The sequence below is a fragment of the Actinacidiphila rubida genome (assembly GCF_900110255.1).
GTDB lineage: Bacteria > Actinomycetota > Actinomycetes > Streptomycetales > Streptomycetaceae > Actinacidiphila > Actinacidiphila rubida.
This window is the reverse complement of the sequence record NZ_FODD01000012.1, coordinates 1-23,235: the sequence shown is the minus strand read 5'-3', so window position 1 is coordinate 23,235 and position 23,235 is coordinate 1. Positions and strand designations below refer to the sequence as shown.

Annotated in this window: 23 protein-coding genes, 1 tRNA gene and 1 riboswitch; of the genes, 14 read left to right on the top strand and 10 right to left on the bottom strand. The window is 71.8% G+C overall.

Annotated elements, in window-relative coordinates; all coding sequences use genetic code 11:
- The first annotated feature begins 8 nt into the window (after positions 1–8).
- Positions 9–1,277 (top strand): SGNH/GDSL hydrolase family protein, encoded by a 1,269-nt coding sequence (locus BMW99_RS13870; protein ID WP_069461895.1) that lies wholly within the window; start codon positions 9–11, stop codon positions 1,275–1,277.
- A 33-nt stretch (positions 1,278–1,310) separates the two neighbouring features.
- Here the strand turns inward: BMW99_RS13870 and BMW99_RS13865 are convergent, their stop codons facing one another.
- Positions 1,311–2,402: an RNA polymerase subunit sigma-70 gene (locus BMW99_RS13865; RefSeq protein WP_069461894.1), complete on the bottom strand. Its 1,092-nt coding sequence runs from the start codon at positions 2,400–2,402 to the stop codon at positions 1,311–1,313.
- Between the two features lie 203 nt (positions 2,403–2,605).
- Between BMW99_RS13865 and BMW99_RS13860 the strand changes: the two genes are divergently transcribed.
- From BMW99_RS13860 to BMW99_RS13845, 4 genes are all read left to right on the top strand, one after another.
- Positions 2,606–3,232: a dihydrofolate reductase family protein gene (locus BMW99_RS13860; RefSeq protein ID WP_069461893.1), complete on the top strand. Its 627-nt coding sequence runs from the start codon at positions 2,606–2,608 to the stop codon at positions 3,230–3,232.
- A gap of 149 nt (positions 3,233–3,381) precedes the next feature.
- Positions 3,382–4,143: a phosphatase PAP2 family protein gene (locus BMW99_RS13855; RefSeq protein WP_107451402.1), complete on the top strand. Its 762-nt coding sequence runs from the start codon at positions 3,382–3,384 to the stop codon at positions 4,141–4,143.
- A gap of 284 nt (positions 4,144–4,427) precedes the next feature.
- Complete coding sequence (locus tag BMW99_RS13850; protein WP_069461891.1) at positions 4,428–5,129, top strand: DedA family protein; 702 nt, start codon at positions 4,428–4,430, stop codon at positions 5,127–5,129.
- Between the two features lie 217 nt (positions 5,130–5,346).
- Positions 5,347–6,081, top strand: coding sequence for a phosphatase PAP2 family protein (locus BMW99_RS13845; protein WP_069461890.1), 735 nt, complete (start codon positions 5,347–5,349; stop codon positions 6,079–6,081).
- Positions 6,082–6,232: 151 nt separating this feature from the next.
- Here the strand turns inward: BMW99_RS13845 and BMW99_RS13840 are convergent, their stop codons facing one another.
- The 3 genes from BMW99_RS13840 to BMW99_RS13830 all read right to left on the bottom strand — a co-directional run bounded on the left by BMW99_RS13840 (position 6,233) and on the right by BMW99_RS13830 (position 9,998).
- Positions 6,233–6,622 carry a BlaI/MecI/CopY family transcriptional regulator gene (locus BMW99_RS13840; protein ID WP_069461889.1) on the bottom strand — a complete coding sequence of 130 codons (390 nt, stop codon included), beginning with the start codon at positions 6,620–6,622 and terminating at the stop codon, positions 6,233–6,235.
- Positions 6,623–6,711: 89 nt separating this feature from the next.
- Positions 6,712–7,677 (bottom strand): acyl-ACP desaturase, encoded by a 966-nt coding sequence (locus BMW99_RS13835; protein WP_069461888.1) that lies wholly within the window; start codon positions 7,675–7,677, stop codon positions 6,712–6,714.
- Positions 7,678–8,006: 329 nt separating this feature from the next.
- On the bottom strand, positions 8,007–9,998 hold the full coding sequence (locus BMW99_RS13830; RefSeq protein WP_069461887.1) for a heavy metal translocating P-type ATPase: 1,992 nt from the start codon (positions 9,996–9,998) through the stop codon (positions 8,007–8,009).
- A 96-nt stretch (positions 9,999–10,094) separates the two neighbouring features.
- Here BMW99_RS13830 and BMW99_RS13825 point away from each other — a divergent pair, with 96 nt between their 5' ends.
- Complete coding sequence (locus BMW99_RS13825; protein ID WP_069461886.1) at positions 10,095–10,514, top strand: ArsR/SmtB family transcription factor; 420 nt, start codon at positions 10,095–10,097, stop codon at positions 10,512–10,514.
- A 12-nt stretch (positions 10,515–10,526) separates the two neighbouring features.
- Here BMW99_RS13825 and BMW99_RS13820 read toward each other — a convergent pair whose 3' ends face one another.
- From BMW99_RS13820 to BMW99_RS43070, 3 genes are all read right to left on the bottom strand, one after another.
- Positions 10,527–11,132 carry a cation transporter gene (locus tag BMW99_RS13820; protein ID WP_069461885.1) on the bottom strand — a complete coding sequence of 202 codons (606 nt, stop codon included), beginning with the start codon at positions 11,130–11,132 and terminating at the stop codon, positions 10,527–10,529.
- A gap of 32 nt (positions 11,133–11,164) precedes the next feature.
- Positions 11,165–12,244, bottom strand: a complete 1,080-nt coding sequence (locus BMW99_RS13815; protein WP_069461884.1) for a cation diffusion facilitator family transporter — start codon at positions 12,242–12,244, stop codon at positions 11,165–11,167.
- A 207-nt stretch (positions 12,245–12,451) separates the two neighbouring features.
- Positions 12,452–12,655 carry a DUF2180 family protein gene (locus BMW99_RS43070; RefSeq protein WP_075016883.1) on the bottom strand — a complete coding sequence of 68 codons (204 nt, stop codon included), beginning with the start codon at positions 12,653–12,655 and terminating at the stop codon, positions 12,452–12,454.
- A 143-nt stretch (positions 12,656–12,798) separates the two neighbouring features.
- Positions 12,799–12,881: riboswitch (Fluoride riboswitch) on the bottom strand.
- A 250-nt stretch (positions 12,882–13,131) separates the two neighbouring features.
- On the opposite strand from BMW99_RS43070, the gene BMW99_RS13805 reads away from it, so the two are divergent.
- From BMW99_RS13805 to BMW99_RS42055, 4 genes are all read left to right on the top strand, one after another.
- Entirely contained in the window at positions 13,132–13,503 is a 372-nt protein-coding gene (locus BMW99_RS13805; RefSeq protein WP_069461883.1) for a hypothetical protein, read from the top strand.
- Positions 13,504–14,174: 671 nt separating this feature from the next.
- Positions 14,175–14,247, top strand: a tRNA-Pro gene (locus BMW99_RS13800).
- A 2-nt stretch (positions 14,248–14,249) separates the two neighbouring features.
- A complete protein-coding gene (locus tag BMW99_RS13795) occupies positions 14,250–16,658 on the top strand; it encodes a hypothetical protein (protein ID WP_245791450.1) in 2,409 nt (802 codons plus the stop codon).
- A 118-nt stretch (positions 16,659–16,776) separates the two neighbouring features.
- Positions 16,777–17,301 carry an NUDIX domain-containing protein gene (locus tag BMW99_RS42055; RefSeq protein ID WP_069461882.1) on the top strand — a complete coding sequence of 175 codons (525 nt, stop codon included), beginning with the start codon at positions 16,777–16,779 and terminating at the stop codon, positions 17,299–17,301.
- Between the two features lie 656 nt (positions 17,302–17,957).
- Here BMW99_RS42055 and BMW99_RS13780 read toward each other — a convergent pair.
- The 3 genes from BMW99_RS13780 to BMW99_RS13770 all read right to left on the bottom strand — a co-directional run bounded on the left by BMW99_RS13780 (position 17,958) and on the right by BMW99_RS13770 (position 19,650).
- Positions 17,958–18,464, bottom strand: coding sequence for a hypothetical protein (locus BMW99_RS13780; RefSeq protein WP_069461881.1), 507 nt, complete (start codon positions 18,462–18,464; stop codon positions 17,958–17,960).
- 100 nt (positions 18,465–18,564) lie between these two features.
- The gene (locus BMW99_RS13775) at positions 18,565–18,843 is read right to left on the bottom strand and encodes a hypothetical protein (protein ID WP_141725980.1); all 279 of its coding nucleotides are present in this window, start codon (positions 18,841–18,843) and stop codon (positions 18,565–18,567) included.
- 192 nt (positions 18,844–19,035) lie between these two features.
- Positions 19,036–19,650 (bottom strand): TetR/AcrR family transcriptional regulator, encoded by a 615-nt coding sequence (locus tag BMW99_RS13770; protein WP_069461879.1) that lies wholly within the window; start codon positions 19,648–19,650, stop codon positions 19,036–19,038.
- A gap of 193 nt (positions 19,651–19,843) precedes the next feature.
- On the opposite strand from BMW99_RS13770, the gene BMW99_RS13765 reads away from it, so the two are divergent.
- From BMW99_RS13765 to secY, 4 genes are all read left to right on the top strand, one after another.
- Positions 19,844–20,590 (top strand): SDR family NAD(P)-dependent oxidoreductase, encoded by a 747-nt coding sequence (locus BMW99_RS13765; protein ID WP_069461878.1) that lies wholly within the window; start codon positions 19,844–19,846, stop codon positions 20,588–20,590.
- A gap of 110 nt (positions 20,591–20,700) precedes the next feature.
- Positions 20,701–21,054, top strand: a complete 354-nt coding sequence (locus BMW99_RS13760; protein WP_069461877.1) for a nuclear transport factor 2 family protein — start codon at positions 20,701–20,703, stop codon at positions 21,052–21,054.
- Between the two features lie 300 nt (positions 21,055–21,354).
- Positions 21,355–22,149 (top strand): SDR family oxidoreductase, encoded by a 795-nt coding sequence (locus tag BMW99_RS13755; protein WP_069461898.1) that lies wholly within the window; start codon positions 21,355–21,357, stop codon positions 22,147–22,149.
- Between the two features lie 307 nt (positions 22,150–22,456).
- Positions 22,457–23,235, top strand: a 779-nt coding sequence (gene secY, locus BMW99_RS13750) for a preprotein translocase subunit SecY (RefSeq protein ID WP_075016881.1), incomplete at its 3' end; no start/stop codon positions are given.

Sequence of the window (23,235 nt, the reverse complement as noted above, 5' to 3'; positions counted from 1 at the left end):
AGGCAGACATGTTCCTCGTCAAGAAGCGGACGGCGCCGGTGCTGGCCGCGGTGGCCGCCGTCGTCACCACCCTGCTCGGTGCCGCCCCGGCGGCACCTGCCGCCCCCGCCGCACCCGCTGCCTCTCCCGCTTCTCCCGGGGCCGATCACACGGCCCCGGGGCAGCGGCTGGCGGCATGGTCGCCGAGCATGACCATCGGCGGGCCCGACTTCGTCGACCGGACCATCCGCATGGTGGTCCACTCCAGCGTCAACGGGCACGGACTGCGCATCCACCTGTCCAACCTGCGGGGCACCACCCCGCTGACCATCCGGTCCACGAGCGTGGCCGTGCAGGCGGACCGGGCGACGGCCGTGCCCGGCACCGGGCACGCCGTCACCTTCGCCCACCACGCCTCCCTGACACTGGCCGCCGGGACCGAGGCCGTCAGCGATCCCGTCCCCATGACCGTCACCGCCGACCGCAGCATCCTGGTGAGCATCTACCTTCCCGACGCGACGACTTCGGCCACCTGGCACTCGGACGCGTTCGACACCACCTACCTGTCCGCGGCCGGCGACCACACCGCCGACACGGGCGACGGGAACTACGTCGCGTCGACCACCTCCTGGTACTACCTGTCGGGACTGGACGTCCTGTCGCCCGACGCCCGGGGCACCGTCGTGGCCTTCGGCGACTCCATCACTGACGGCTACAACACCCCGGCCGGCGCGTACCGGCGCTGGCCCGACGACCTGGCCAGGAGACTGGCCGGCAGCCGGCCGATGGGCGTGGTGGACGCCGGTATCGGCGGCAACCGTGTCCTCACCGACGTGCCCAACATCTGGCAGGGGGTCAGCGCCACCCAGCGGTTCGCCCACGACGCACTGGGCCAGCCCGGGGTGAAGGACGTGATCCTGCTCGAAGGCATCAACGACATCGGCAACAACGCCCGCCCCGGCGGCGGCCCGCTCACCGCGCAGGACCTGATCGGCGGGTACCAGGAGCTGATCGGCCAAGCCCACGCGGCTGGCGTGCGCATCATCGGCGGCACCCTCCTGCCGGACCGCGGCAACGGCTACTACAGCGACACGGCCGAGAGCCTCCGCCAGGCGGTCAACACCTGGATCCGCACCGGCGGGGCCTTCGACGGTGTCGTCGACTTCGACAAGGCCGTCGCCGACCCGGCCGACCCCACCGCCCTCGACCCGCGCTACGACTCCGGCGACCACCTGCACCCGAACGCCGACGGGATGCAGGCGATGGCCGACGCCGTCGACCTGGGCCTGCTGGGGTGACGTCAGGTCCGCAGCGGCAGCCTGGCGGCGGAGTCATCCTCCGCCGCCAGGCAGGCGGCGGAGCGGTGCCAGGGGTCCGCCGGTCCGCTTCGGCAGGGTCCGGGGCAGTCCGAAGCGCGCCATGACGGTGGTGTCGCTGAAGCCGGAGAGGGAAGTGACGCGGTCGCCGGCGGTGGTGACGACCAGCAGCGTGTAGGCGCGGTGGACACGCGCGTGGGGGTCGGCCATGTACACGCCGAAGGCCGGCTGGCCGTTGGCGCGGGTCGGGACCACGCGGTAGTCGCGGCCGGGGCGGAAGACGACGGCGGCGAAGAGGCGCCGGGCCGATGCGATGCCGCGGTATTCCAGCGTGGCCGGGGGCATGGACAGTCGCACGTCGGTGGCGAGCAGTTCGATCAATGCGTCCAGGTCGGCGCGTTCCAGGGCGTCGGTGAGCCGGGCGACGAGCCGGTGTTCGGAGGCGTCGCCGGGGCGGCGTGCGGGCCGGTGGTTGCCGCCGCCGCCGGACACGGCGAGGTGGCTGTCGACGGTGGTGCGGGCGCGTTTGAGGGCGCTGTTCACGGCTTCCCGGGTGGTGCCCAGCATCTCGGCGGCTTCCGCCGCGTGGTAGCCGAGGACGTCGCGGAGGACGAGCGCGGCGCGTTGGCGTGGGGGCAGCAGCTGCAGGGCGGTGACGAAGGCCAGGGAGATGGCCTCGGTGCTCTCGTAGCGGGCCTCCGGCCCGGGGCGCTGGTCGACGAAGCGGTCGAGCCGGACGTCGGGGTAGGGCTCCAGCCAGGGCGGGGCGTCGCCGGCACCGCTGGGCTCGGGCAGGGTGGCCGCGGGCCGAGGGGGAGCGATCCTGGGACGTCGGCGGTCGGCCCGCACCATGCTCAGGCACCGATTGGTCGCGATCTTGTAGAGCCATGTCCGCAGTGAGGACTGCTGGCCGAACTCGCCGAGGTGACGCCAGGCGGACAGCAGGGTCTCCTGAAGTGCGTCCTCGGCGTCCTGCAGGGATCCCAGGATGCGGTAGCAGTGCACCTCCAACTCGTGGGAGTGGCCCTGGACCAGGTCGCGGAACGCGTTCTGGTCGCCTGCCCGGGCCCGGGCGATCAGGTCCGTCGTGTCCCTCTCCGTGGCCATGGATCCTCGCTCTTCCCTTCCTCTCGCGCGGGGCGCGTTCGCTTCCCCCACCTGTACTGACGTCGCCCGGCCCGCGAAATGGGCGATGCCCGGGCGCCCATTTCGCGACCGAGCCGGCGTCTGCCCGATGGGAGGCGGTCCCGTTCCGGGGCGCGCCCCGGACACGGACTGCCCGCGGGCAGGACTCTCAGAGGAGCAGGACCATGGGAAAGATCATCATCAGCTCGAACGCCACGCTCGACGGAGTGGTCCAGGACCCGGACGGCGAGGAGGGCTTCGAGCGGGGCGGCTGGTTCCACCAGTTCGTGGAGGGCGAGGACCTCGCGGCGTGGGCCGCCCGCGAGACCGAGGAAGTGCTGGGTGCCGAGGCGCTGCTGCTGGGGGGACGGACCAGTGAGTGGTTCGCGTCCCGGATGCTGACGGGCGACGACGCGGACGTCCGCGTGAGCCGCGCGTGGGCGGACCGGGTGAAGAGCATCCCCAAGTACGTCGTGTCGTCGACGCTCGACGACCCTCGGTGGAGCCATGCCACTCTCGTCAACGGCGATGTGGTGAAGGAGATCTCGGAGCTGAAGGAGAACGTCGACGGGGACATCCTGGTCTACGGCAGCTACCAGCTCGTGCGCATGCTGACCGAACAGGACCTGGCCGACGAACTGCGGCTGGTGGTGTTCCCGGTCGTAGTGGGAGCCGGCCTGCGGATCTTCGACGGGACCAGCGGCAGCAAGGCGCTGCGTCCGGTCGACACGCGAAGGGTCGGCGACCGTCTCGTGCTCTGCACCTACGCATTCGCGCACGGCCCGCGGCTCCAGCCCGGGAACCCGGCGTAGTCCCGTGTCATCCGGGCCGTGGGGGCCTGTCCGGCACGTCCCTTCGGCAGGGCAGGCCCGCCCCGGGAGCACTCTCCTCCGTGAGGGAGGAGGAGAGTTCCGGCGGTCTACAGTCGTGTAGACGGTGCAGCGTGGGCAGGTGTTTCCGCATGAGTGCAATCCTGCGTCGGTGGCCCGCGGTGGTGGCGGCGGCCTTGGCGGCGTTCGCCGCGGTGGCCGTCGCCCTGGCCGCGCACGGGTGGGGGCCGTTCGGCTTCGAACGGGCGGCGATCGACTGGAGCGCCCACCACCGGCCCCCCGGCGCACGGCGCGTCGCGATCGGCGTCACCGTGCTCGGCACGGGAGTGGCGCCGTACCTCGTCTCCCTGATCGCCGGCCTGGTCCTGGCTCGCCGCCGAGCGGCCGCCCGGCCTCGCCGTGCGCGTGTCGCGCTCCTTCTGGCGCCCGTCCTGTGGCTGGCCTGCGGCCAGCTGCTGCGCGACGCCCTGATGCACGGCTTCGGGCGCCCGCGGCCGCCCGTCGCCCGGTGGGCGACATCGGCTGCGGGGTTCTCGTTCCCGTCCGGCCACTCCTTCACGTCTGCGGTGTGCGCCGGCCTGCTCGTCGTGGCTGTCGCCAGGCGCCGTCCGTCGTGGACGCCGATCACGAGCGCGACGGCCGTCCTCTACGCGGTCGCGGTCGGGCTCAGCCGTGTCTACCTGGGGGTGCACTGGCCGCTCGACGTCCTCGGGTCCTGGCTGCTGGCCGCAGGATGGCTGGCGGCCGGCTTCGCCCTCCTCGGCCGCGTCGACCCCCTCGGCCCCGTCGGCCCCGGGTCGGGTGACGCGGCGGGGACCGACGGGGAAGGCCGGGCGGGCGACGTGAAGAGCGAAGGTGCGGGGGAGAGTTCCGGCCCCCGCGGGGGCGCGTAGCGCCACACGTCCGGTCGGCTGGTGACGCAGGCCGGATCGTCGCCGTCGCGCGCCAGGTCGGCGTCCGGGGGCGCGCGGGCCGGGGAAGGACATCGCACCAGTTGCGCACGAGCGATCTGGTGGCCCCTGCCGGGCATCATCCGAGAGGGCGGGGGCAAGGCCGCCGCGCCACGGAGGGGTCCTTCCCCTACGGCAACGCCGCCCGGAGATCTCCTACATGATGTAGAAAACAGGGAGGGGCGCGCCCGGGGGTCGGTGAAGCGCTCGCAGGGAGGGGATCGTCGATGGCACCGGGCTCAGCGGTCATGGCCGGCGCTCTGGATCCGCAGGCCATGCTGGGCAGATTCGGTGCCTGGGCGGTCCTGTTCGTGGTCTTCGCCGAGGCGGGGATACCCGTCCTGGGCGTGTTCCTCCCTGGGGACACCCTGCTCCTGCCGGCGGGACTGGCGTGCTCCGCGGGCGTGCCGCCTTCCGCCCGGTTGCCGTTGGCGCTGGTCCTTGCCTGCGGGGGTGCGGGCTCGATCGCGGGAGCGCAGACCGGGTTCTGGCTGGGGCGGCGTGGGCGGGTGTCCCTGCGGCACCGCGGGACAGGCCGGAGGGCCGGCTCCCGCATGGCGCGGGCCGAGGCGCTCTTCGCGCGCTACGGGCCACGACGGGCGCTGGTCCTGGGGCGGTTCGTCCCGGTCGTGCGCACCTTGGTCCACCCGGCGGCCGGACTGCTGGGCATGCCCGTCTCGACGTTCACGGCGTGGCAGATCCTGGCCGGACTCGCCTGGTCGCAGTCGATGGTGCTCGCCGGATACGCCCTGGGGGAGAGCGGGCGGCACGGATCGGCCTACCTGGTGCCCGCGGTGGCCGCGGTCCTCGCCGTCGGGCTCCTGCCCGCCGCGCTGCAGTGGATGCGCGGCCGTCGGGCCGGACGCCGGCCGGCCCCCGCGGACCGCGCACCGCGTCCGGAGGAATCAGCGCCGGGCGCCTCGTCGTAGCCCGGGCCGGCCAGGAGCCGGTGAGCCGCTGCGACGACGGGATCCCTCCGGACTGCTCTCCTACAACATGTAGTACGTTTCTCCCGTAGTCACCTTCACGTCACCGGGATGGCACCGACAGGACACGCGACCGTGAAGGCGGACCAACGGATCCGGGCGGGCATCGACGCGGCGGACCCACCTGACACGTCGTGCTCCTACGGAAGGACGTCCCGCTATGACCGCGGCCGCCACCGCGCAGCTGGCCTTCGACGGATCCGGGATCGACGGCTCCCTGTTCACCTCCGTCACCGACTTCGCCCGGGACACCAAGTGGCTCAACACGCCCATGGAGGTGTGGACCAATCTGGGTCTGGGCGTCTTCGCGGTGCTCATGGTCGTGGGCTGGTGGACCGCGCGCCGCCGCGACACCCGGGCGATGACCGTCGCGCTCGCCGCACCGGTCGCCGTGGTGACCGCCTTCGCGGTCGCCGAAGTGGTCAAGAAGATCGTCGGCGAGGTGCGGCCCTGCCGTTCGATGCCGCACGCCTACCTGGTCGACGCGTGCCCCGCGCCCTCGGACTACGCCTTCCCCAGCGGGCACGCCACGGTCGCCGCCGCGACGGTGGCCGCACTGTTCCTGCTCAACCGCCGGCTGTGCGCGATCGCCGCGGTGTTCGCGCTCGTCGAGGGCTTCAGCCGGGTCTACGTCGGCGCGCACTACCCGCACGACGTTCTCGGGTCCGCGGTCCTCGCCCTCCCCGTGGCCTTCGTGATCAGTCTCGCGCTGCGCCGCTGGGCCACCCCGCTCGTGGCGGCGCTGGGCCGGGGCCCGCTACGGCCCGTGCTGACGGCCGAGCCGGCCGCCGACGCGCAGCCCCAGCCGGCCGCCGAGCGGACGGCCGTGCCGGTCCCCGAGCCGATGGGCGAGCCGGTCACCGAGCCGGTCACCGCCCGCCGGACCGCGGGCTGACGGCGCCCTCCTCACTCCGGGCGCCCGGCTCACCCCCGGGCCGGGCGCCCGGCCTTCCCGCACGGAACCGACCTCGAAGGCCCGCACCACCGGCTTCCGGCGCAGGCCGCCCGCTTCTCAGGCCTCAGTACGGGAACGTCGGGGAACGCGGTCACTCCCGGCCGGGCGGCTCGCCGTGCAGCACCTGCTCCAGCAGCTGCTCGTCCTCGTCGGACAGCTCGGACACGAACCGGGCCAGCACCGCCGCGCGGTCGCCGCCCTCGTCCAGCAGCGAGTGCATCCCCGCGGCCACGACCCCGGCCTGGTCGTCGACGGGCGCGTACACGTGGCCGCGGCCCTCGCGGCGCCTGGTCACCAGGCCCTTGTCGCACAGCCGCGTCAGGATCGTCAGCACCGTCGTGTACGCGGCGCCGGGCACGCTCTCCTGGACCACGGCCGCCGTCACCGGCCCGCCCGCCGCCCACAGGGCCGACAGCACCTCGCCCTCCAGCTCACCGCGTGCTCGCCGCCGGGCCTCCCCACGGCCCTGCGTTTCCGTCACCCGGCACCTCCCGATCGGTCACCAGTGGGATCTCGTCCGTCCGGCCCAGCTCCTCCGGGTGGGAGGAACCCGGCGATCCGGGCCCCGTGTCAGGCGCGGGCCCGGCGGCGGGCGAGCAGGGCGGCGCGCCGCTCGTCGAAACGCACCGCCTGATCGTTCAGACCGCCCATGAACACGCCCAGTTCCTCCTGCGCCCGCAACCCGTCGGGGCCGAGCCCGCCGAGCTCCAGCACCTTGAGATGCCGCAGCACCGGCAGCAGCACGTCGTCGTGGTGCACCCGCAGGTTGTAGATCCCGCCGAGGGCCATCCGGGCCGCGGCGCGCTCGAAACCGGGCATCCCGTGCCCCGGCATCCGGAAGTCCACCACGACGTCGCGGATGGCCACCAGCGCCGGATCCGGGGCCAGTTCGAGCGCCGCGGCCAGCAGATTCCGGTAGAAGACCATGTGCAGGTTCTCGTCGGTGGCGATCCTGGTCAGCATCCGCTCGCACACCGGATCACCCGACTCGCGGCCGGTGTTGCGGTGCGAGACCCGGGTGGCCAGCTCCTGGAACGCCACGTACGCGACCGAGTGCAGCACGCTGTGCCGGTGGTCGTGCTCGAACCCCTCCGCCATGTGCCGCATCCGGAACCGCTCCAGCTCGCACGGGTCGACCGCGCGACTGGCCAGCAGGTAGTCCCGCATCACGATCGCGTGCCGGCCCTCCTCGGCCGTCCACCGGTGCACCCAGGTGCCCCACGCGCCGTCCCGGCCGAAGAGGGTGGCGATCTCGTGGTGGTAGCTCGGCAGGTTGTCCTCGGTGAGCAGGTTCACCACCAGCGAGACGCGGCCGACCTCGGAGACCTTGGACTGCTCGGGGGCCCACGCCTCGCCGCCGAGCACGCCGTCGAAGTTGCGGCCGTCGCTCCAGGGCACGTACTCGTGCGGCATCCACTCCTTGGCCACCCCCAGGTGCCGGTCGAGTTCGCGCTCCACGACCTCCTCCAGCGCATGGAGCAGGGAGGTGTCGCTCCAGGTCTCCGAGGGGGCGAGGTACGGCGAACCGAGGGGCATGAGTACTCCTGAGACGGTGGGGGCAGGTCGCGGTGGGGGCGCGACCGGAGCGGGCCCGCGGGACGAGAGCGAGCACGTGGCCCGTCGTGTTCGCCCCGCGGTTCGGGTGGGGCGGACGCAATGCCGCCGTCCGGCCCGTCCGACCCGTACGCACGAGCGTGGGCCACGGTACCGGCCAGGCGCGGGAACCACGCCCGGGAGGGGCGGCGAGCAGCTGCGGACCGCACGACACGGCTCCGTCGCGGGCCGTGGCCTCACGGGAGCGTACTACATGATGTAGAAATCGGGGCGGGTGCGGAACGTCGCGATGCGGCACCGGCGCGAGGTCGTCACCCGGCGGCGCGGCGCCAGGCCCGGTCGGCGAGCAGGCGGAGGCCGTTGAGACCGACGATGACCGTGGAGCCCTCGTGGCCCGCCACGCCGAGGGGCAGGGGCAGGTGGCCGGCGAGGTCCCAGACGACCAGGCCGGTGATGAACGCCGCGGCGATGACGAGGTTCTGCACCACCATGCGCCGGGCCCGCCGGGACAGGCCGACGACGGTCGGGACGGTGGCGAGTTCGTCGCGGACGACGACCGCGTCGGCGGTCTCCAGGGCGAGGTCGGAACCGGCGCGGCCCATGGCGACACCGGTGTGCGCGGCGGCGAGCGCCGGTGCGTCGTTGACGCCGTCGCCGACCACGAGGACCTTGCGCCCCGCCTGCTCCAGCTCCCGCACGGCATGGACCTTTTCCTCGGGCAGCAGGCCCGCGCGCACGTCGGTGATGCCGACGTCGCGGGCCAGGCGGGTGGCCGCGCGGGGATTGTCGCCGGTGACGAGCACCGGCGCGCCGCCGGTCAGGGCGGTGAGCGCGGTGACGGTCGCGGCGGCGTCGTCGCGCAGGCGGTCGGCGACGCCCAGCACGCCCACCGGGGTGCCGTCGGCCGTGACGAGGACGGCGGTGCGGCCCTCGGCCTCCAGGGCGGCGGCCACCGTGGCGGCGGGGTGGGCGCGGCCGTTCAGCAGCCGGGCCGGACTGCCGACCGCGACCACGGTGCCGCCGACGGTGGCGGTGACACCGGCTCCGGGCGCGGAGGCGAAGTCCCGCACCGCCGGGATGTCGAGACCGCGGGCGCGCGCGGCGTTCACGACAGCTCGGGCCAGCGGGTGCTCGCTCGGGTGCTCGGCGGCGGCCGCCAGTCGCAGCAGCGCGTCCTCACTCAGGCGGCCCCCCACGCCTGAGCTCGGGCCGGCGGCGGCCAGCGGGCGGACGTCCGTGACCTGGGGCGCGCCTTCGGTCAGGGTCCCGGTCTTGTCCAGCGCGACGGCGTCGACCTGGCCGAGGCGCTCCATCACCACGGCCGACTTCACCAGCACCCCGTGGCGTCCGGCGTTGGCGATCGCGGACAGGAGCGGCGGCATGGTCGCCAGCACCACCGCGCACGGGGAGGCGACGATCATGAACGTCATCGCCCGCAGCAGTGTCGGCTGGAGCGCCGACCCGAGCAGCAGGGGGAGGACGAACAGGGCGACGGTCGCGGCGACCATGCCGATCGAGTAGCGCTGCTCGATCTTCTCGATGAACAGCTGCGTGGGCGCCTTGGTCTCGGAGGCCTCCTCGACCATGGCCACGATCCGGGCGATCACCGAGTCCGACGGGTCGCGCTCGACCTTCACCCGCAGCGCCCCGGTGCCGTTCAGTGTCCCGGCGAAGACCTCGTCCCCGGCTTCCTTCGCCACCGGCAGGGGCTCGCCGGTGATGGTGGCCTGGTCGACGTCGCTCGTGCCGTCGAGCACGCGGCCGTCGGCGCCGACCCGCTCGCCCGGCCGCACCAGGATGGTGTCGCCCACGGCGAGCGCGCCGGTGGGTACGGTCTCCTCGCCGCCGTCGTCGCCCAGTCGCGTGGCGGTCGTCGGGGCGAGGTCGAGCAGGCCGCGGACGGAGTCCGCGGTGCGGGCGGTGGCCACGGCCTCCAGCGCACCGGAGGTGGCGAAGATGACGATCAGCAGCGCGCCGTCCAGCACCTGCCCGATCGCGGCCGCGCCGAGCGCGGCGACGATCATGAGCAGGTCCACGTCGAGGGTCCTGTCCTTCAGCGCCCGCAGGCCCGCCCAGCCCGGCTCCCAGCCCCCGGTGGCGTAGGCCAGCGCGAACAGCGGCCCCCACGCCCAGGCCGGAGCCCCGGCCAGATGGAGCGGCAGTGCCGCCAGGAACGACACCAGGGCGGCCGCCGCCCAGCGGGCCTCGGGCAGCGCGAGGATCCGGGTGCGCCGGCGCGGGGGTACGGCGGGTGCGGGCTCCGGCGGAGCCTGGGCCGGGCGCCGGACGAGGACGGAGGTCATGACGGGAGCGGTTCCTTCGCGAAGGGGGTACGACCCGACCACGGTAACAGGAATACATGAAGACTCGTTCATGCATTCATTTCGTAGGATGGTGCCATGGGCCACGGAGCACGCAACGACAGCACGCCGCGCACCCGCCTGACGCCGGCGAACGCCGCGCAGGTCGCCACCACGCTGCAGGCCCTCTCGACGCCCTCACGACTGCTGATCCTGGCCCGGCTGCGCGAGGGGCCCTGCGCGGCGACCGAACTGGCCGCCGCGGTCGGCATGGAGCAGTCCGCCTGCTCCCACCAGCTGCGCCTGCTGCGCAACCTCGGGTTGGTCACCGGCACCCGCCAGGGCCGCTCCGTCGTCTACGCGCTCCACGACAACCACGTCGCCGCACTGCTCGACCAGGCCGTCCACCACATCGAGCACCTCCGCCTCGGTGTCGTCGACAGCCCGGCGGCCAGCGCCGATGCCGCCGCGGTCAGCGCCGACGCCGCCGCGGGCGACACGGAGCCGTCCCTGTACTGACGCGTGGCCCGCTCAGCCCCCGTGACCGTGCCGGAAGACCTCCCTGACCTCGCGGGCCGCGTAATGGACGAGCACGTACCCGGCCGCCGGGTCCGCCCACCACCAGCCGGCCGCGGCGTTCAGGACGAGGCCGAGGAGCACGGCCGCCGCGAGCAGCCCGTCGATGAAGGTGACGCGGCCCTCCGTCGCGAGGACCGGATTGCCCAGAGCGGCACCCGTGCGGGCCTTGCCGGCGGCCAGGGCGAACATCACCGCCGCGGTGACGGCCGTCCACGCGATGCCGAGCGGGGAGGGGTGGGGGCGGAACCCGGCGGCCAGGACCCAGGTGGACTGCACCAGCAGGTAGGCCGCCAGCAGGGCGAAACCGACCCCGATGCATTTCATCGCGCGGCGCTGTCGCTCCTCGCCGCTCCCGGACAGTTCCCACAGGACCACGGTCGAGGCGCCGATCTCGATCAGGGAGTCCAGGCCGAATCCGGCGAGCGCCACCGACCTCGCCGCGACCGCCGCGTAGGCGAGCACGGCGATACCGGCGACGTTCCACGCCAGGGTGGCGTACTCCAGGGCGAATCCGCGACGCAACAGGGCGACGCGGGCGGGCGGTTGCACAGTGGTCACGGGGCTCCTGGCGGGTGTGCCGTGCGCGGTGGTCAGTGCTCGTGGGGGCCGGGGCGGTGGACCGGCCCGTGGGTGTCCTCGGCGTGCCCGGACTGCTCGTGCGCCGAGCTGTCGTCCGGCTCGTCGTCGGGGCCGGTGATCTGGAGGAGGTCGCCGCAGCCGTCGTCCTGGTCCTCGCCCAGATGGTCGACCTGCAGGGTGGTGTGGGTGATGCCGTGGGTGTCGCGCAACCAGCCCTGCAGATGACGGCGTACGGCGTGGCAGTCGCCCCCCGGCTGGACCAGGACGTGGGCGGACAGCGCCGGCTGGCCGGAGGTGATCAGCCAGACGTGCAGGTCGTGCACCTCCACCACCTGGTCGGCGTGGGCCATCGCGTCACCGACCAGGTCCGGGTCGAGCCCTGCGGGCGCGGCCTCCAGGAAGATCCGCCCGGACGCGCGGACCAGGCCGATGCCGGCTTTGAGCATGAGTGCGACGACCACGAGCGAGGCGAGCGCGTCCGCGCGGGAGAACCCCGTGGTCAGGACGATCGCGCCGGCGACGGCGGTGGCGATGAACCCGTACAGGTCCGTGAGGATGTGCTGGAAGGCGCCCTCGACGTTCAGCGAGGTCCTGTTGGCCTTCGAGATGGACCAGGCGGCGGCGATGTTGACGGCCACGCCGACCAGGGCGGTCGCCAGGACCAGGCCACCGGCCACGGGCGGGGGTGAGATCAGCCGCCGCACGGCCTCGTAGGTCAGCCACACGGACAGCACCAGCAACGTGATGCCGTTGGCCTGCGCCGAGAGGATCTCGGCCCGTTTGAGGCCGAAGGTGTAACCGCCGCGGGCCGGCCGTGCCGCCAGTCGCATCGCCACCAGGGCGAGCCCGAGCGCGCCGGCGTCGGTCAGCATGTGTGCCGCGTCCGACAGCAGTGCCAGCGAGTGCGCCACGATGCCGACGACGACCTCGGCCGCCATGAACGCCACGATCAGGGCCAGCGCGGTGGTCAGCCAGCCCCGGTCGGCGTCCGCCGCGACGGTGTGGCTGTGGCCTTCGTGTCCACCGTGCGCGTGATCGCCGCCCGCATGACCCGATGGGCCTGTGTGGTCGTGGTCGTGGTGGTCGGCCACGGGGCCCTCCAGATGCCGGGAACGATCGTCACCGACCAGTCAATCGCCGCTATCTGCACAGGTCAAAGGCTGCAACGACATCGATTACCACGACCAGGTGCCGCCCACCTGGCACGGCCGCGGGTCGCTCGACGCGGACGCGGCGGGTCACCGGAGGTGTGGGTCGCTGGAGGTGTGGGCCCACACCTCCAGCGGGCCGCTGCGACGTCAGGCGATGTGTGCGTCGGCGCAGGTGGCGCAGTGCATCTGCCGTGCCGAGCGCGGAGTGGCCGACTGACCCAGGCCGTTCGGGCGCTGCACGGACCGCGGCATGCTCGTCGAGTGACCTGAACACATTCCGGCCCCGCAGCCGTTGCAGACGGCCACGGCCGGCGTGGCGAGGCCGCTCGTGTCGCAGTCGAAACAGTTCATGGGGGTGGACTCCGTTCTGGGAAAGGGGTGGGAAGGTACGGACCCGGGTGAGGACTGCGGGGGTGCACAGGGCGGCAGTGGTCTGCCGCGTGGTCTCGGTGGGGAAGACTCCTGGGCACCTCCGGTGGGCGTGCGTCGCTGACACTCGGTCAGGAGCCATCAGCCCGGAGGGGCGGTTCGGGGCGGCATCGCGCCGTCCCTGGCGGGGTCCATCGCCAGTTCGTGAGTGAACTCGCGCGCTGCCGCGTGGTCAAGGCACCGCGCAGCACGTCGGCCCCGGGTACCTCCAGTGGCGGGTGCCACCGTGCGACGGCGACGTGCGACCGGCGTCTGTGCCTATGTGCCTACGCGCTCACCGCGCGTCCGCGCCTGACGTTGGCCGCGCGATAGGCGGCGTCACGGTGGACGCTAGGCCCCTTCCCCAGAATCGGTGGAGACCGGCGGCCGCTGGGGCCGTGGGCGGGAAGGAGTGGAACATGTCTCGCAAGGGCCTCTACCGGGTCGGTGGGCTGGCGGCCGCCGCTTCCGCGATGGTGATCTGCACCTCTGGCGTGGCCAGTGCCAGCGTGGCCCCCACCGCGGTGGTCGCCGACTCGGCGTGCCAGGCGCTGGAGCTCACCAAGATCATCGACGGTCACGACCACATGTTCGTGGACCCGACGGTCGACAACAGCTCCTGCTACTACCTGATCGTCAATATGAACACCGGCTACTCGGCCTTCGACACGTGGTCGCCCGCCGGGGACCAGCCGCAGCCCGACGGCGTCTACGACGGCCCCGGCGTGACCCTCTCGGTCGAGGTGATCGACGAGGCCAACGGCGCGTACTACTTCGGCCCCGACAACTGACCACTGCCGGGCGTCGCCCACGGTGCCCCGTCGCGGCCGGCGCGTGCGGCTGACCGTCGCGTGTGGCCGACCGCCGACGCGGCGCGGACGGCCCGGACGCGATCCGTCGCGTTGTTCCGCCGACGGGGGCCGGAGCAGGCGAGGACCTTGTATCGCTACGGGTGTCCGATGCTCCGCCTCGACCTGGCCCTGGAATCCCGACTGGTGGAGATCGAAGCCAGCACCCGTCAGCGCTCCGAGAGGCCCAACGGAGGCAGTGGCGCGGTGAGGTCGCCGGCCTACAGGAGAGCCTGCGGCACATCACCGACAAGAAACTTCAGGCCGAAACGCCTACGAAGCCAAATCGGCCGAAGGGAAGACGGGTCACCGCGCTTGGCCAGGCGATCATGCCTCCGGAGGTGTTGTGGCCGATCCAGGTCGGACGGGAGCCGTCTCCCTGGCCGAGCGGAGGACGGCCATCGCTTGTCCGCCGGCTGCGTCGCTGAGGATCGCCGCGACGGCATTCTCGCCGGGTGTTGGAATGCCACGGTGATGGGGTTGTCGGCTCCGGCCTCAAGGACCCGTTCGAAGGTCGGCACGGACTCCAAGCCGAAGAAGCAGCCCTGGCTCTGCGATCGCAAAGAAACCGTTGGCCGGGCACGGTGCCCGACCAGTAGCCTCACCAGGCATATCGGCGTGTAGCTCAGTCAGGAGAGCATCGGGCTCGGGACCCGGAGGGCGCGGGGGCGGAGCCCGCCACGTCGGCTATGGACAGGAACGATTCCGGCCGCAACGACGGCCACGACGCGATCACGCCCGGCCGGGAGCCCGTGCACGTGCACTCGGCGTATCCACTGGGCGAGTTGGCCAAGGCATTCACGACCGCCTTGACCCACCACGACCGGCGCGTGCGTGCCCGCGCGGAGGACCGTGTGGACCGCTGGCGGAAGGTTCTGGCCGGCATGGCCGACGGCACGCTGGCCGTCGGATCACGTACTCCCGTGGCGGCACTGCCTGGGTGGGTCACCCCGCAGGTGGTCCGCGGCGGGTTCGCCACCGGCACACCAGCCGCGAGCGGGCCGCTGCTTCCGCATGAGACCCAGGTTGCGCACCAGGCCGGTCTGCCCGCCGAGCGCCGTGCCCTGTTCGCGCACGCCTTGACCACGACGGGGCTCGCCGACCTGACGGACCTGCTGAGGTCAGGCGCCTACGCCGTCGACCTGCCCGAAGAGGCGGCCCTGCTGACCGTTGCGTGGCTTGCCGATCAGGGGGAGACCGCAGCCGCACTGGAACTCCTCGACATCCTGGAGCCGTTCGCCGACCGGTTGCGATTCCTGCCGCGCCCGGTTCCTGCCCCGCCCTCCGGGCCCGACGGCGCCATCGTGTTCCGCTGGACCGTCGGAGAAGTGCGGGGGCGGCTGCAGGAACGACGCCCGCGGGCCGATGTCGATGCCATGAACGAGGCGCTGGCTGTGTGGAACCCCTTCGCGGACGAACTGCTCGACCACTGGCTGACGACCGTACGGAACGGCCGCGTCTTGGCCAGGGCCCCCAAGCAGGCGTGGCTCAGGCACGCGGCCGCGCTGCTGGAGCGCTACCGCACCCTCGCCGCCGAGCACACCCGCTGCGGCAAGCACCGCCGTCCGAAGGAGAACGCGTTCATTCTCCGGACGGCGATGGAAGAGCTGGTCCGTGGGCGCGACCTGGATGCGCGGCGCCGCGGGATGGTGCAGAACACCGTCGACGCGATGGTGCGCCGCCGCGGGGCTCCCGGCACACCCGAGCACACGGCACTGCGCTCCCGCCAGGCCGCGGACGCCGCTCGTCCCACCCATCACGCCATGGCCCAGCTGGTCACCGGGCGTCTCGCGGACCTGCCACCGGACACAGGCACGCCGCAGGCCGGCACCTTCACGGTCCCAGTCACCCCGGCCGAGCACGAGGCCACGAGTCTGCCCACCGGCGCCGACGTGCCCGAGGCCATCGCCCGCCTGGTACGCCGATCGCTGGCCGCCGACGTTCCGACGCTCATCGGTGCCGGCATCGTGCCGTCCGCTGAGGTGCTGGCTGCCCTCGTACCCCAGCTCGTCGCGACCGCGAGCGCCGCAGCCTACCCGGACCCCGAGTTGCGCCGCCTGATGACCGCCGTCTACGGGGCGTTCCGCAACCGGCGTTCGCTGCTCCTGGTCGACCTCCAGCACCAGGTCCGCTTCGAGGAACTGCCCTGGGTGCGGGCCGTCGAACAGCACCGCCGGACGACCGACCCGGTACGCGCCACGGCAGCCCGTACCCTCGCCGACCTCGGCGAACTCGCCCTGCACGGCTGGGCCGGTACGGTCCTGCCCAACCCGCTGGTCAGCGAGCTCGCCACGCTCGCCCGAACCGCCGGGCTCATGCTGCCGTGGACGGAGGAGCTCGCGGCCGACATCTTCATGGGCACCTTCACGCCCAAGTTCCCCGCCGCCGCCGAGGCCGCGGCCGAACTCCTCGACGGCACCCTGTACGCGGCCTACTACGGCATCGACTACGCGAACCTCGCCGGCATCGACGAGGCGACCCCTCACAGCAGAGGGCACCGCGACGCTCCGCGGTTCGCGGCACTGTGCCACGAACGTGCGGGCGTCGACAGGACGACGTGGCTGTCGGTCGCCCAGGCGGGCGCGGTGATCGAGCAGGCCCAGATCCTCACCACGCACAACCTCGCCCTGCTCGCGGGACCGGTCGGGGTGACCCCGCCGTCCGGCTGGGCGCCGCTGGCCCGCAGCGCGTTCGCCACCACCTGCCGCCTGGCCGCGCGGATCCACGGCAACCCGCGACCGCTGACAACGATCAAGGACATGGCCTATGCATGGCGTCAGGCCCTGTTCTACCTATCGTTGGCCACCCCCGACGCACAGGCCGCGACCCTGGCCCGGTTCGACGACGACGCCACGCGGTGTCCCGGCCATGCCCGCGCGCGCCTTGCCCCCGTCCTGGCGGGTCTGCACCTCGTCCGCGAGGGTGGCGCTCTCGCCCCCACCGGCAGCCCGGCGAACGGGGGGGAGTACGCCGACTCGTCGGCTGGGCACCTGCGGGCCGCCACTGGCTCCAGGCCTAGAGCCACCTTCTGGAGGAGGGTCCGCGGCGGTCGGCGAGCCCGGCCGTGGAGACCTCCTGGTGCCTGTTCGGGGTGGTGATCGGTGATGTCGAATCGTGCGTCGATGTCGCGGCGCGCGCGGTCGCCGCGGCGACGGCCCCCTTCGCGGCCGACCGAGCCGGCCAGGTGGTGTCAGTGGGGGTCTGTAGCGTGCCGTCATGATGCGAAGCCCGTTCGAGCAGCGTCCGCTTGATGCCGCCGTCGCTGATGCCGCGGCCGCGACGCTGGAGTTCGACCAGGCCAGGGCCTGGTTGCAAGCCGCGATGGCTGGGGTCGTGGAGCCACTGGGCGCCGAGGTGTGGGTGCTGGATCCGGCCCTGGAGCAGATCGTGCTGGTCACGCATTCGGTGCGCGGGCTGGTCCCGCCGGGCGGCGAGGTCGAGCCCGGGGAGTGTCCGCGCGAGGGCGCGGCCCGGGAGCTGGCCGAGGAGAGTGGGTTGCGGCCGCGGTTGTCGGAGCGTCCCGCCGCGGTGGCGGTGCGGTCGTTCCTCCCGGGTTTGCCGGTCACTCTGTCGCTGTCGTACGCGGCGATCGCCGACCCGGAAGTGCCGCTGATCGCGGAGGCCGGACAGCCGGTGAGCTGGATACGGCTCGACCAGGGCTGGGACAGCTGCTTCCCCGATGACGTCCTGCGCGTCCGGCAGTACGTGAAGCTTCTGAGATCGGGTGCCGCTGCCTGGTGAGGGGTCCCAGAGCCACCTCGCCGGACTTCAGCCGCGCGGATCGATCACCCGGCCACCAGACCACCAGGCCCCTGCCCCGTGATCGCCACCCCGGACGCGGCCTAAAAGAGCGTTTTGCCCCAGCAGGAGTGTTTGGTAACTCGGGCATAGACCCCTGGTTGGCGTGATCGTACATGTGAGGATTTTGCTGTGTGTGGACCGAAGAGGGCGGCAGTCGCGCGCGTGCCCGAAGGGCCAAAGAGAGGTGACGGAAATGTTCGCCGGGAGAGCGGCACGGCTGGTGGTCAGCAACGACGGCGAGGAGCCGCTGGATCTGATACTAGAGCCCTGGGGCGACGTCCATCGGATCTTGCCGAAGGAGACGTGCGTCGTTGTCACTCATTCCTCTGCGGGAGATGGTTCTTGGCCCGGGACGCAGCTTGGGGACGAACCGTTTCACGTTGGCCATGGACCTGCTTGGGTCACGGTGTGGGTTAACGGCCACTGCTTCCACCTCAGCGACAGGAACGGTAACGAAATCGACCCGTACGTCTACGGTGGGTGCCCTGCTGAAAACCCGGTCACCTGAAGGAGTGCCGGGACTGGTGTATCCGTGGTCTTCGGTGCTTCGGAAGCATTCGTCGAGATGGAGGTGGCGCGATACCTGAACTCCGACGTCAATGGAACGGGTGGGATCGCTGGCTCAGACCGGGAGGGTCAAAGCTCACCCCGTTCTCGTCGATTGCGTTGAAGACGGTCACGCGACCCGTTTCGAAGGCGAAGCTGATGTCGACGTTTCCCAGCGCGACGTCCCTGCTCGTCCATTCGAGGAGTTCGGCCACCCTGAGTGGCAGCCCCCGCAGAGCATGCAGCCCGGGAAAAGGTTCAGGGCGCCACTGCAGGTCGAAGCCGGGCCACCGAACGGGGCAGGTGGGGTCGATCGTGTTCCACGTCAGGGAGACATCACCCAGCTTGTGATGGTTGATCTCGACCTGCTGGCCATCGAAGTCGAACAGCACCGGACAGTCGCAGAACCACTCGTCATCCCTGAGGTTCCAGACCATCCACACTCTCGTGAGCGTCCGGCCAGCAAGACCGCGCAAACGATGCCCATGCTCCTGCACGACATCACCACGGCTGTCCAACCATGCTGGCTGGTAGCCCGGGATGCCGAAATCGAACATGACGTCATCTTGCCAGAGGCGCCCTTCCTGGGATCAACGCAGTCCCGAGCGGCGACCAACCGTCGACTTCCCAAACAGCCCAGCCGGGACAAAACACTCTTTAACGCGGATCGGAGTCGTGGACGAGTTCGGCGAGTTGGATGAGGAAGCTGTACGTCGCCAGGCGGTTGCGGAGGCGAATGACGTAGGACGTGTTCGAGCACTTGAAGATCTCGCGGCGGCGCACCTTCCACACACCGTGCTCGTAGGTGTGCGCCGCCTTCAGGAGTGCCGCTTCCGCCTCTTCCGGGCTTGCTTCGAACTCCGCGACGGTCCGCCCGTCACGACCTGCGTCCGACACGCCGCTGACAGGCACGGCCAGGACTATCCACCGAGGCATGCGCGAGCAGTTCCTTACCCTCTCGACGCCGCATGTCGCGACGTGTGCGGCGTCAGTCTGGCAGGGGCCCGGTGTCTCGTGGCGTCGTGGTGCTCGTTGGCGACCCGGGGCGGGCCGCGTCCCTCCGTGCGGTGGAAGCGGCGCGCATCTCGGCGGATTCGGGGTCGCGGGGGTGAGACACGTGTCGCCGGTCTAGCCGGCGGAGTTGCCCGCTCGTGCGCGGGGGACCGCGCGCAGCGCGATGTCGACCGTCGCGTGCAGGGTGGCGCGCGCCGCCCCCGCCGCGGCATGGACGGCGTTGCCCTCGCTGACGACCATGACGTAGCGGGCGAGCTCGCGGGCATCGGTGCCGGCGGGCAGGTCGCCTTCGGCGACCGCGCGGGCGAGGCGGTCGGCCAGCTCCTGCTCGCCGGCAAGACGACTGCCGGCGAGGAACCTGGCGATGTGGCCGTGGTCGCCGCCCTCGGCGAGGCCGCCCTGCACGGACAGGCATCCGGCGGGGCGGTCGGGCCGGGTGAGCGCATCGGCGTTGGCCCGCAGGAAGGTCTCGATGACGTCGTACGCGGTGGGCCGGGTGAGCGCTTCGCGCGCGTAGGCCATGTCCGCCTCGGCGTACCGGGCGACCGCGCGGCGGAACAGATCCTCCTTGTTGCCGAACGCCGCGTACATGCTGGTCCGGTTGATGCCCATGGCGTCGGTGAGATCGGTCAGCGACGCGCCTTCGTACCCCTGCCGCCAGAAGACCTCCACCGCACGGTCGAGCGCCGCACCGGCGTCGAACCCCCGGGGTCTGCCTCGCTCCGCCATCGCCACCTCCGCTCGTGACCGTTCCGCGCCGCCCGTGGCCGTCTCCGGGCTCCGCGGGCCGTTGCCAAATCTTAACCGATCGGTACGGAAATAGGCGGCGCGACCCCGTGGTTATTCAGTACCGAACGGTACGGAAATTGGTTGCACCGGCCGTCCGCACCAGTACGCAACGCCCTTCCAAGGAGTAACGATCATGGGACAGCTCGACGGCAGGACCGCCCTCGTCACCGGAGCCACCTCCGGCATCGGACTCGCCACCGCCCGGCGGTTCGCGGCGGAAGGCGCACACGTCTTCCTCACCGGCCGCAGGCAGCAGGCACTGGACGAGGCGGTGGCCTCGATCGGCGACCGCGCCACCGGGATACGCGCCGACGTCGCGGATCCCGGCGACCTCGACCGGCTCTTCGCGTCCATCGGACAGCGCGGAAACCTCGACATCGTCTTCGCCAACGCCGGCGGCGGTGAATTCGCGGCCCTGCCCGACATCACCTGGCAGCACTACGCCGACACCTTCAACACCAACGTCGGAGGCACCCTGTTCACCGTGCAGAAGGCGCTGCCCCTGCTCACACGGGGCGCCTCGATCATCGTGACCAGCTCCAACATCGACACCAAGGGCGCCGCCTCGTTCAGCGTCTACGCCGCCACCAAGGCCGCGCTCCGCTCGCTCACCCGCAGTTGGGCCGCCGAACTCGTCACCCGCGGGATCCGGGTCAACAGCATCGCCCCCGGGCCGATCGCGACCCCGGGGCTGAGCGGTCTGGCCGGCGACCCGGGAGCGGCCGAGCAGCTGCTCAAGGGGCTGGCCGCCGGTGTGCCGATGAACCGGCTCGGACGCCCCGAGGAGATCGCCGAGACCGTGCTGTTCCTCGCATCCGACGCGAGCAGCTACATGACCGGCGCGGAGATCTACGTGGACGGCGGCGCCAGCCAGATCTGACGGCAGCCGGGCGACGCATGATCGAATGAGCCCGTCACCGTGCACCACGCCGGGTGCCGGCCGTGGCCCCCGCACCGGCCGGCCCCGGCGAACCCCCTCGAAGGAGCACCATGCCCAGCGTGAGCGACCTGCTGTCCGCCAACCTGCACGACGTCTTCGGAAACCGCGACGCCGCCTCCCGCCGTGCGGCGATCGAGCGGATCTACACCGAGGACGTCGAGTTCACCGATCCGGAGGGCGTCATCACGGGCTGGGACGCCCTCGAGGACAAGGCGCGTGCACTGCTGGAGAGGGTTCCGCCGGCCTTCCGCTTCGACGAGGACGGTGAGCGCTACGTCAGCGCGCACAACGGGGCCCTGGCGTGGACCTTCGGCCCGGAGGGGGAACCCGCGGCACGCGGCATCGACATCATCACCGTCCGCGAGGGAAGGATCGCCACGCTCCTCACCCTCTTCGCCGCCTGAGCCGCACCTGGAACGCGGACCCGGGGCCGAGCTCCCCTCCCGGCCGGCGTCCGGGCCGAGCGGTGCCGGTCGTCGGGCCGCCACGAGGCTTAGGCCACTCAGGTCGGAGGGCGTCCGAGTGGGCGCGCCGACGGGGCTCCCCGCGGGGCGCGGGTGGTTTCGTCGGACGGCGGGGACGTGACGGCAAGCGCGGCGGGTGCCGGCCGCAAGCCGGGTGCGAGTCCGCTTTCGGGGAACGGACAAGGAGGGATCGCTGTGGCGGGACGCTCCGACGAGAACCACCCATCGCCGGAGGCCCGGCTGCTGCGCGGGCAGAAGGCCATGGTGACCGGCGGGAACTCGGGCATCGGCAAGGCCACGGCCATCGCGCTGGGCCGCGCCGGAGCCGACGTCGTCGTCAACTACGTCGTCGGGGCGGACGCGGCCGAGGAGGTCGTGGCGCGGATCAGGCGCTACGGCGTCCGCGCCTACGCCCACGAGGCCGACGTGTCCGACGAGGAGCAGGTCGTCGCCATGGTGGCCCGGATGGTGAAGGAGTTCGGCACCCTCGACATCATGGTGGCCAATGCCGGCCTCCAGCGGGACTCCTCGCTCGTGGACATGTCGCTGGCCCAGTGGCAGAAGGTCATCGACGTCAACCTCACCGGGCAGTTCCTGTGCGCCCGGGAGGCCGCCAAGGAGTTCATGCGGCGCGGCGTCGTCCCGGAGGTCTCGCGTTCGGCCGGGAAGATCATCTGCATGAGTTCGGTCCACCAGATCGTCCCCTGGACGGGCCACGTGAACTACGCCTCCTCCAAGGGCGGGGTCGGCATGATGATGCAGACCCTGGCCCAGGAGCTGGCCCCGCACCACATCCGCGTGAACGCGATCGGGCCGGGCGCGATCCGCACGCCCATCAACACGGCGGCCTGGGACACTCCCGAAGCCGAGGCCGCACTCCTCAAGCTCATCCCGTACCGCCGCGTGGGTGATCCCGAGGACATCGCCGACGCCGTCGTCGCGATGGCCTCGGACCTGCTCGACTACGTCGTGGGCGCCACCTTGTATGTCGACGGCGGTATGACGCTCTTCCCCGGATTCGCCACCGGCGGCTGAAGCGTCCGCGTGAGCGTCCGTGCGAGCGCGCTACGGCCGAATACCCCTCATGGGCGATCGACCGGAAAAGGAAGCCGTGGAAAGCCAGTGCGGCGCGAGGCGAATGCGTGCGGCGATCGGTGTGCGGTCATGAGTGGCAGGAGCACGAACAAAGGTGAGGTCACGCGAACACGCGGGCGCGCCCGCCTCCGTCTCCGCAATCCGGTCCGACGGTATTTTGACCCTGACGATGAGGCCTTTCCCCATCGGTCAGTCCCCGCCCGTTCAGTGAGGGAATTCCGGCCATGGTCGGGGTGCAGGAGGTACCGTGCTCACCGCGTTCGCCCGGGCGTTCAGGACGCCCGACCTGCGCAAGAAGCTGCTCTTCACGCTGGGCATTCTGGTGGTCTACCGGCTCGGCGCGCACGTGCCGGTGCCGGGTATCGACTACACCGTGGTCACCAACTGCATCAGGGACACGAAGGGGAACAACAGCCTCTTCGGCCTGGTGAACATGTTCAGCGGCGGCGCGCTGCTGCAGCTGACCATCTTCGCGCTCGGGATCCTGCCGTACATCACGGCGAGCATCATCCTGCAGCTGCTCACGGTCGTGATCCCGCGTCTGGAGGCCCTCAAGAAGGAGGGGCAGTCCGGCACCACGAAGATCACGCAGTACACGCGGTACCTGACCGTCGCGCTCGCCGTGCTCCAGGCCACCGGCCTGGTGGCCACCGCCCGTTCCGGCAGCCTGTTCTCCAACTGCACGCAGGCCTCGCAGATCGTGCCGAACCAGTCGATCTTCACCACCATCACGATGGTCGTCTGCATCACCGCGGGCACCGGGCTGGTCATGTGGGTCGGTGAGCTGATCACCGACCGCGGTGTCGGCAACGGCATGTCGCTGCTGATGTTCGTCTCCATCGCCGCCGGCCTCCCCGGTCAGCTGTGGGCGATCAAGGTCTCCGGCAAGATCGCCGACGGGTGGGTCGAGTTCCTGTCGGTGATCGCGATCGGCCTGGTGATCGTCGGTCTCGTGGTCTTCGTCGAGCAGGCGCAGCGCCGCATCCCGGTGCAGTACGCGAAGCGCATGATCGGCCGGCGTTCCTA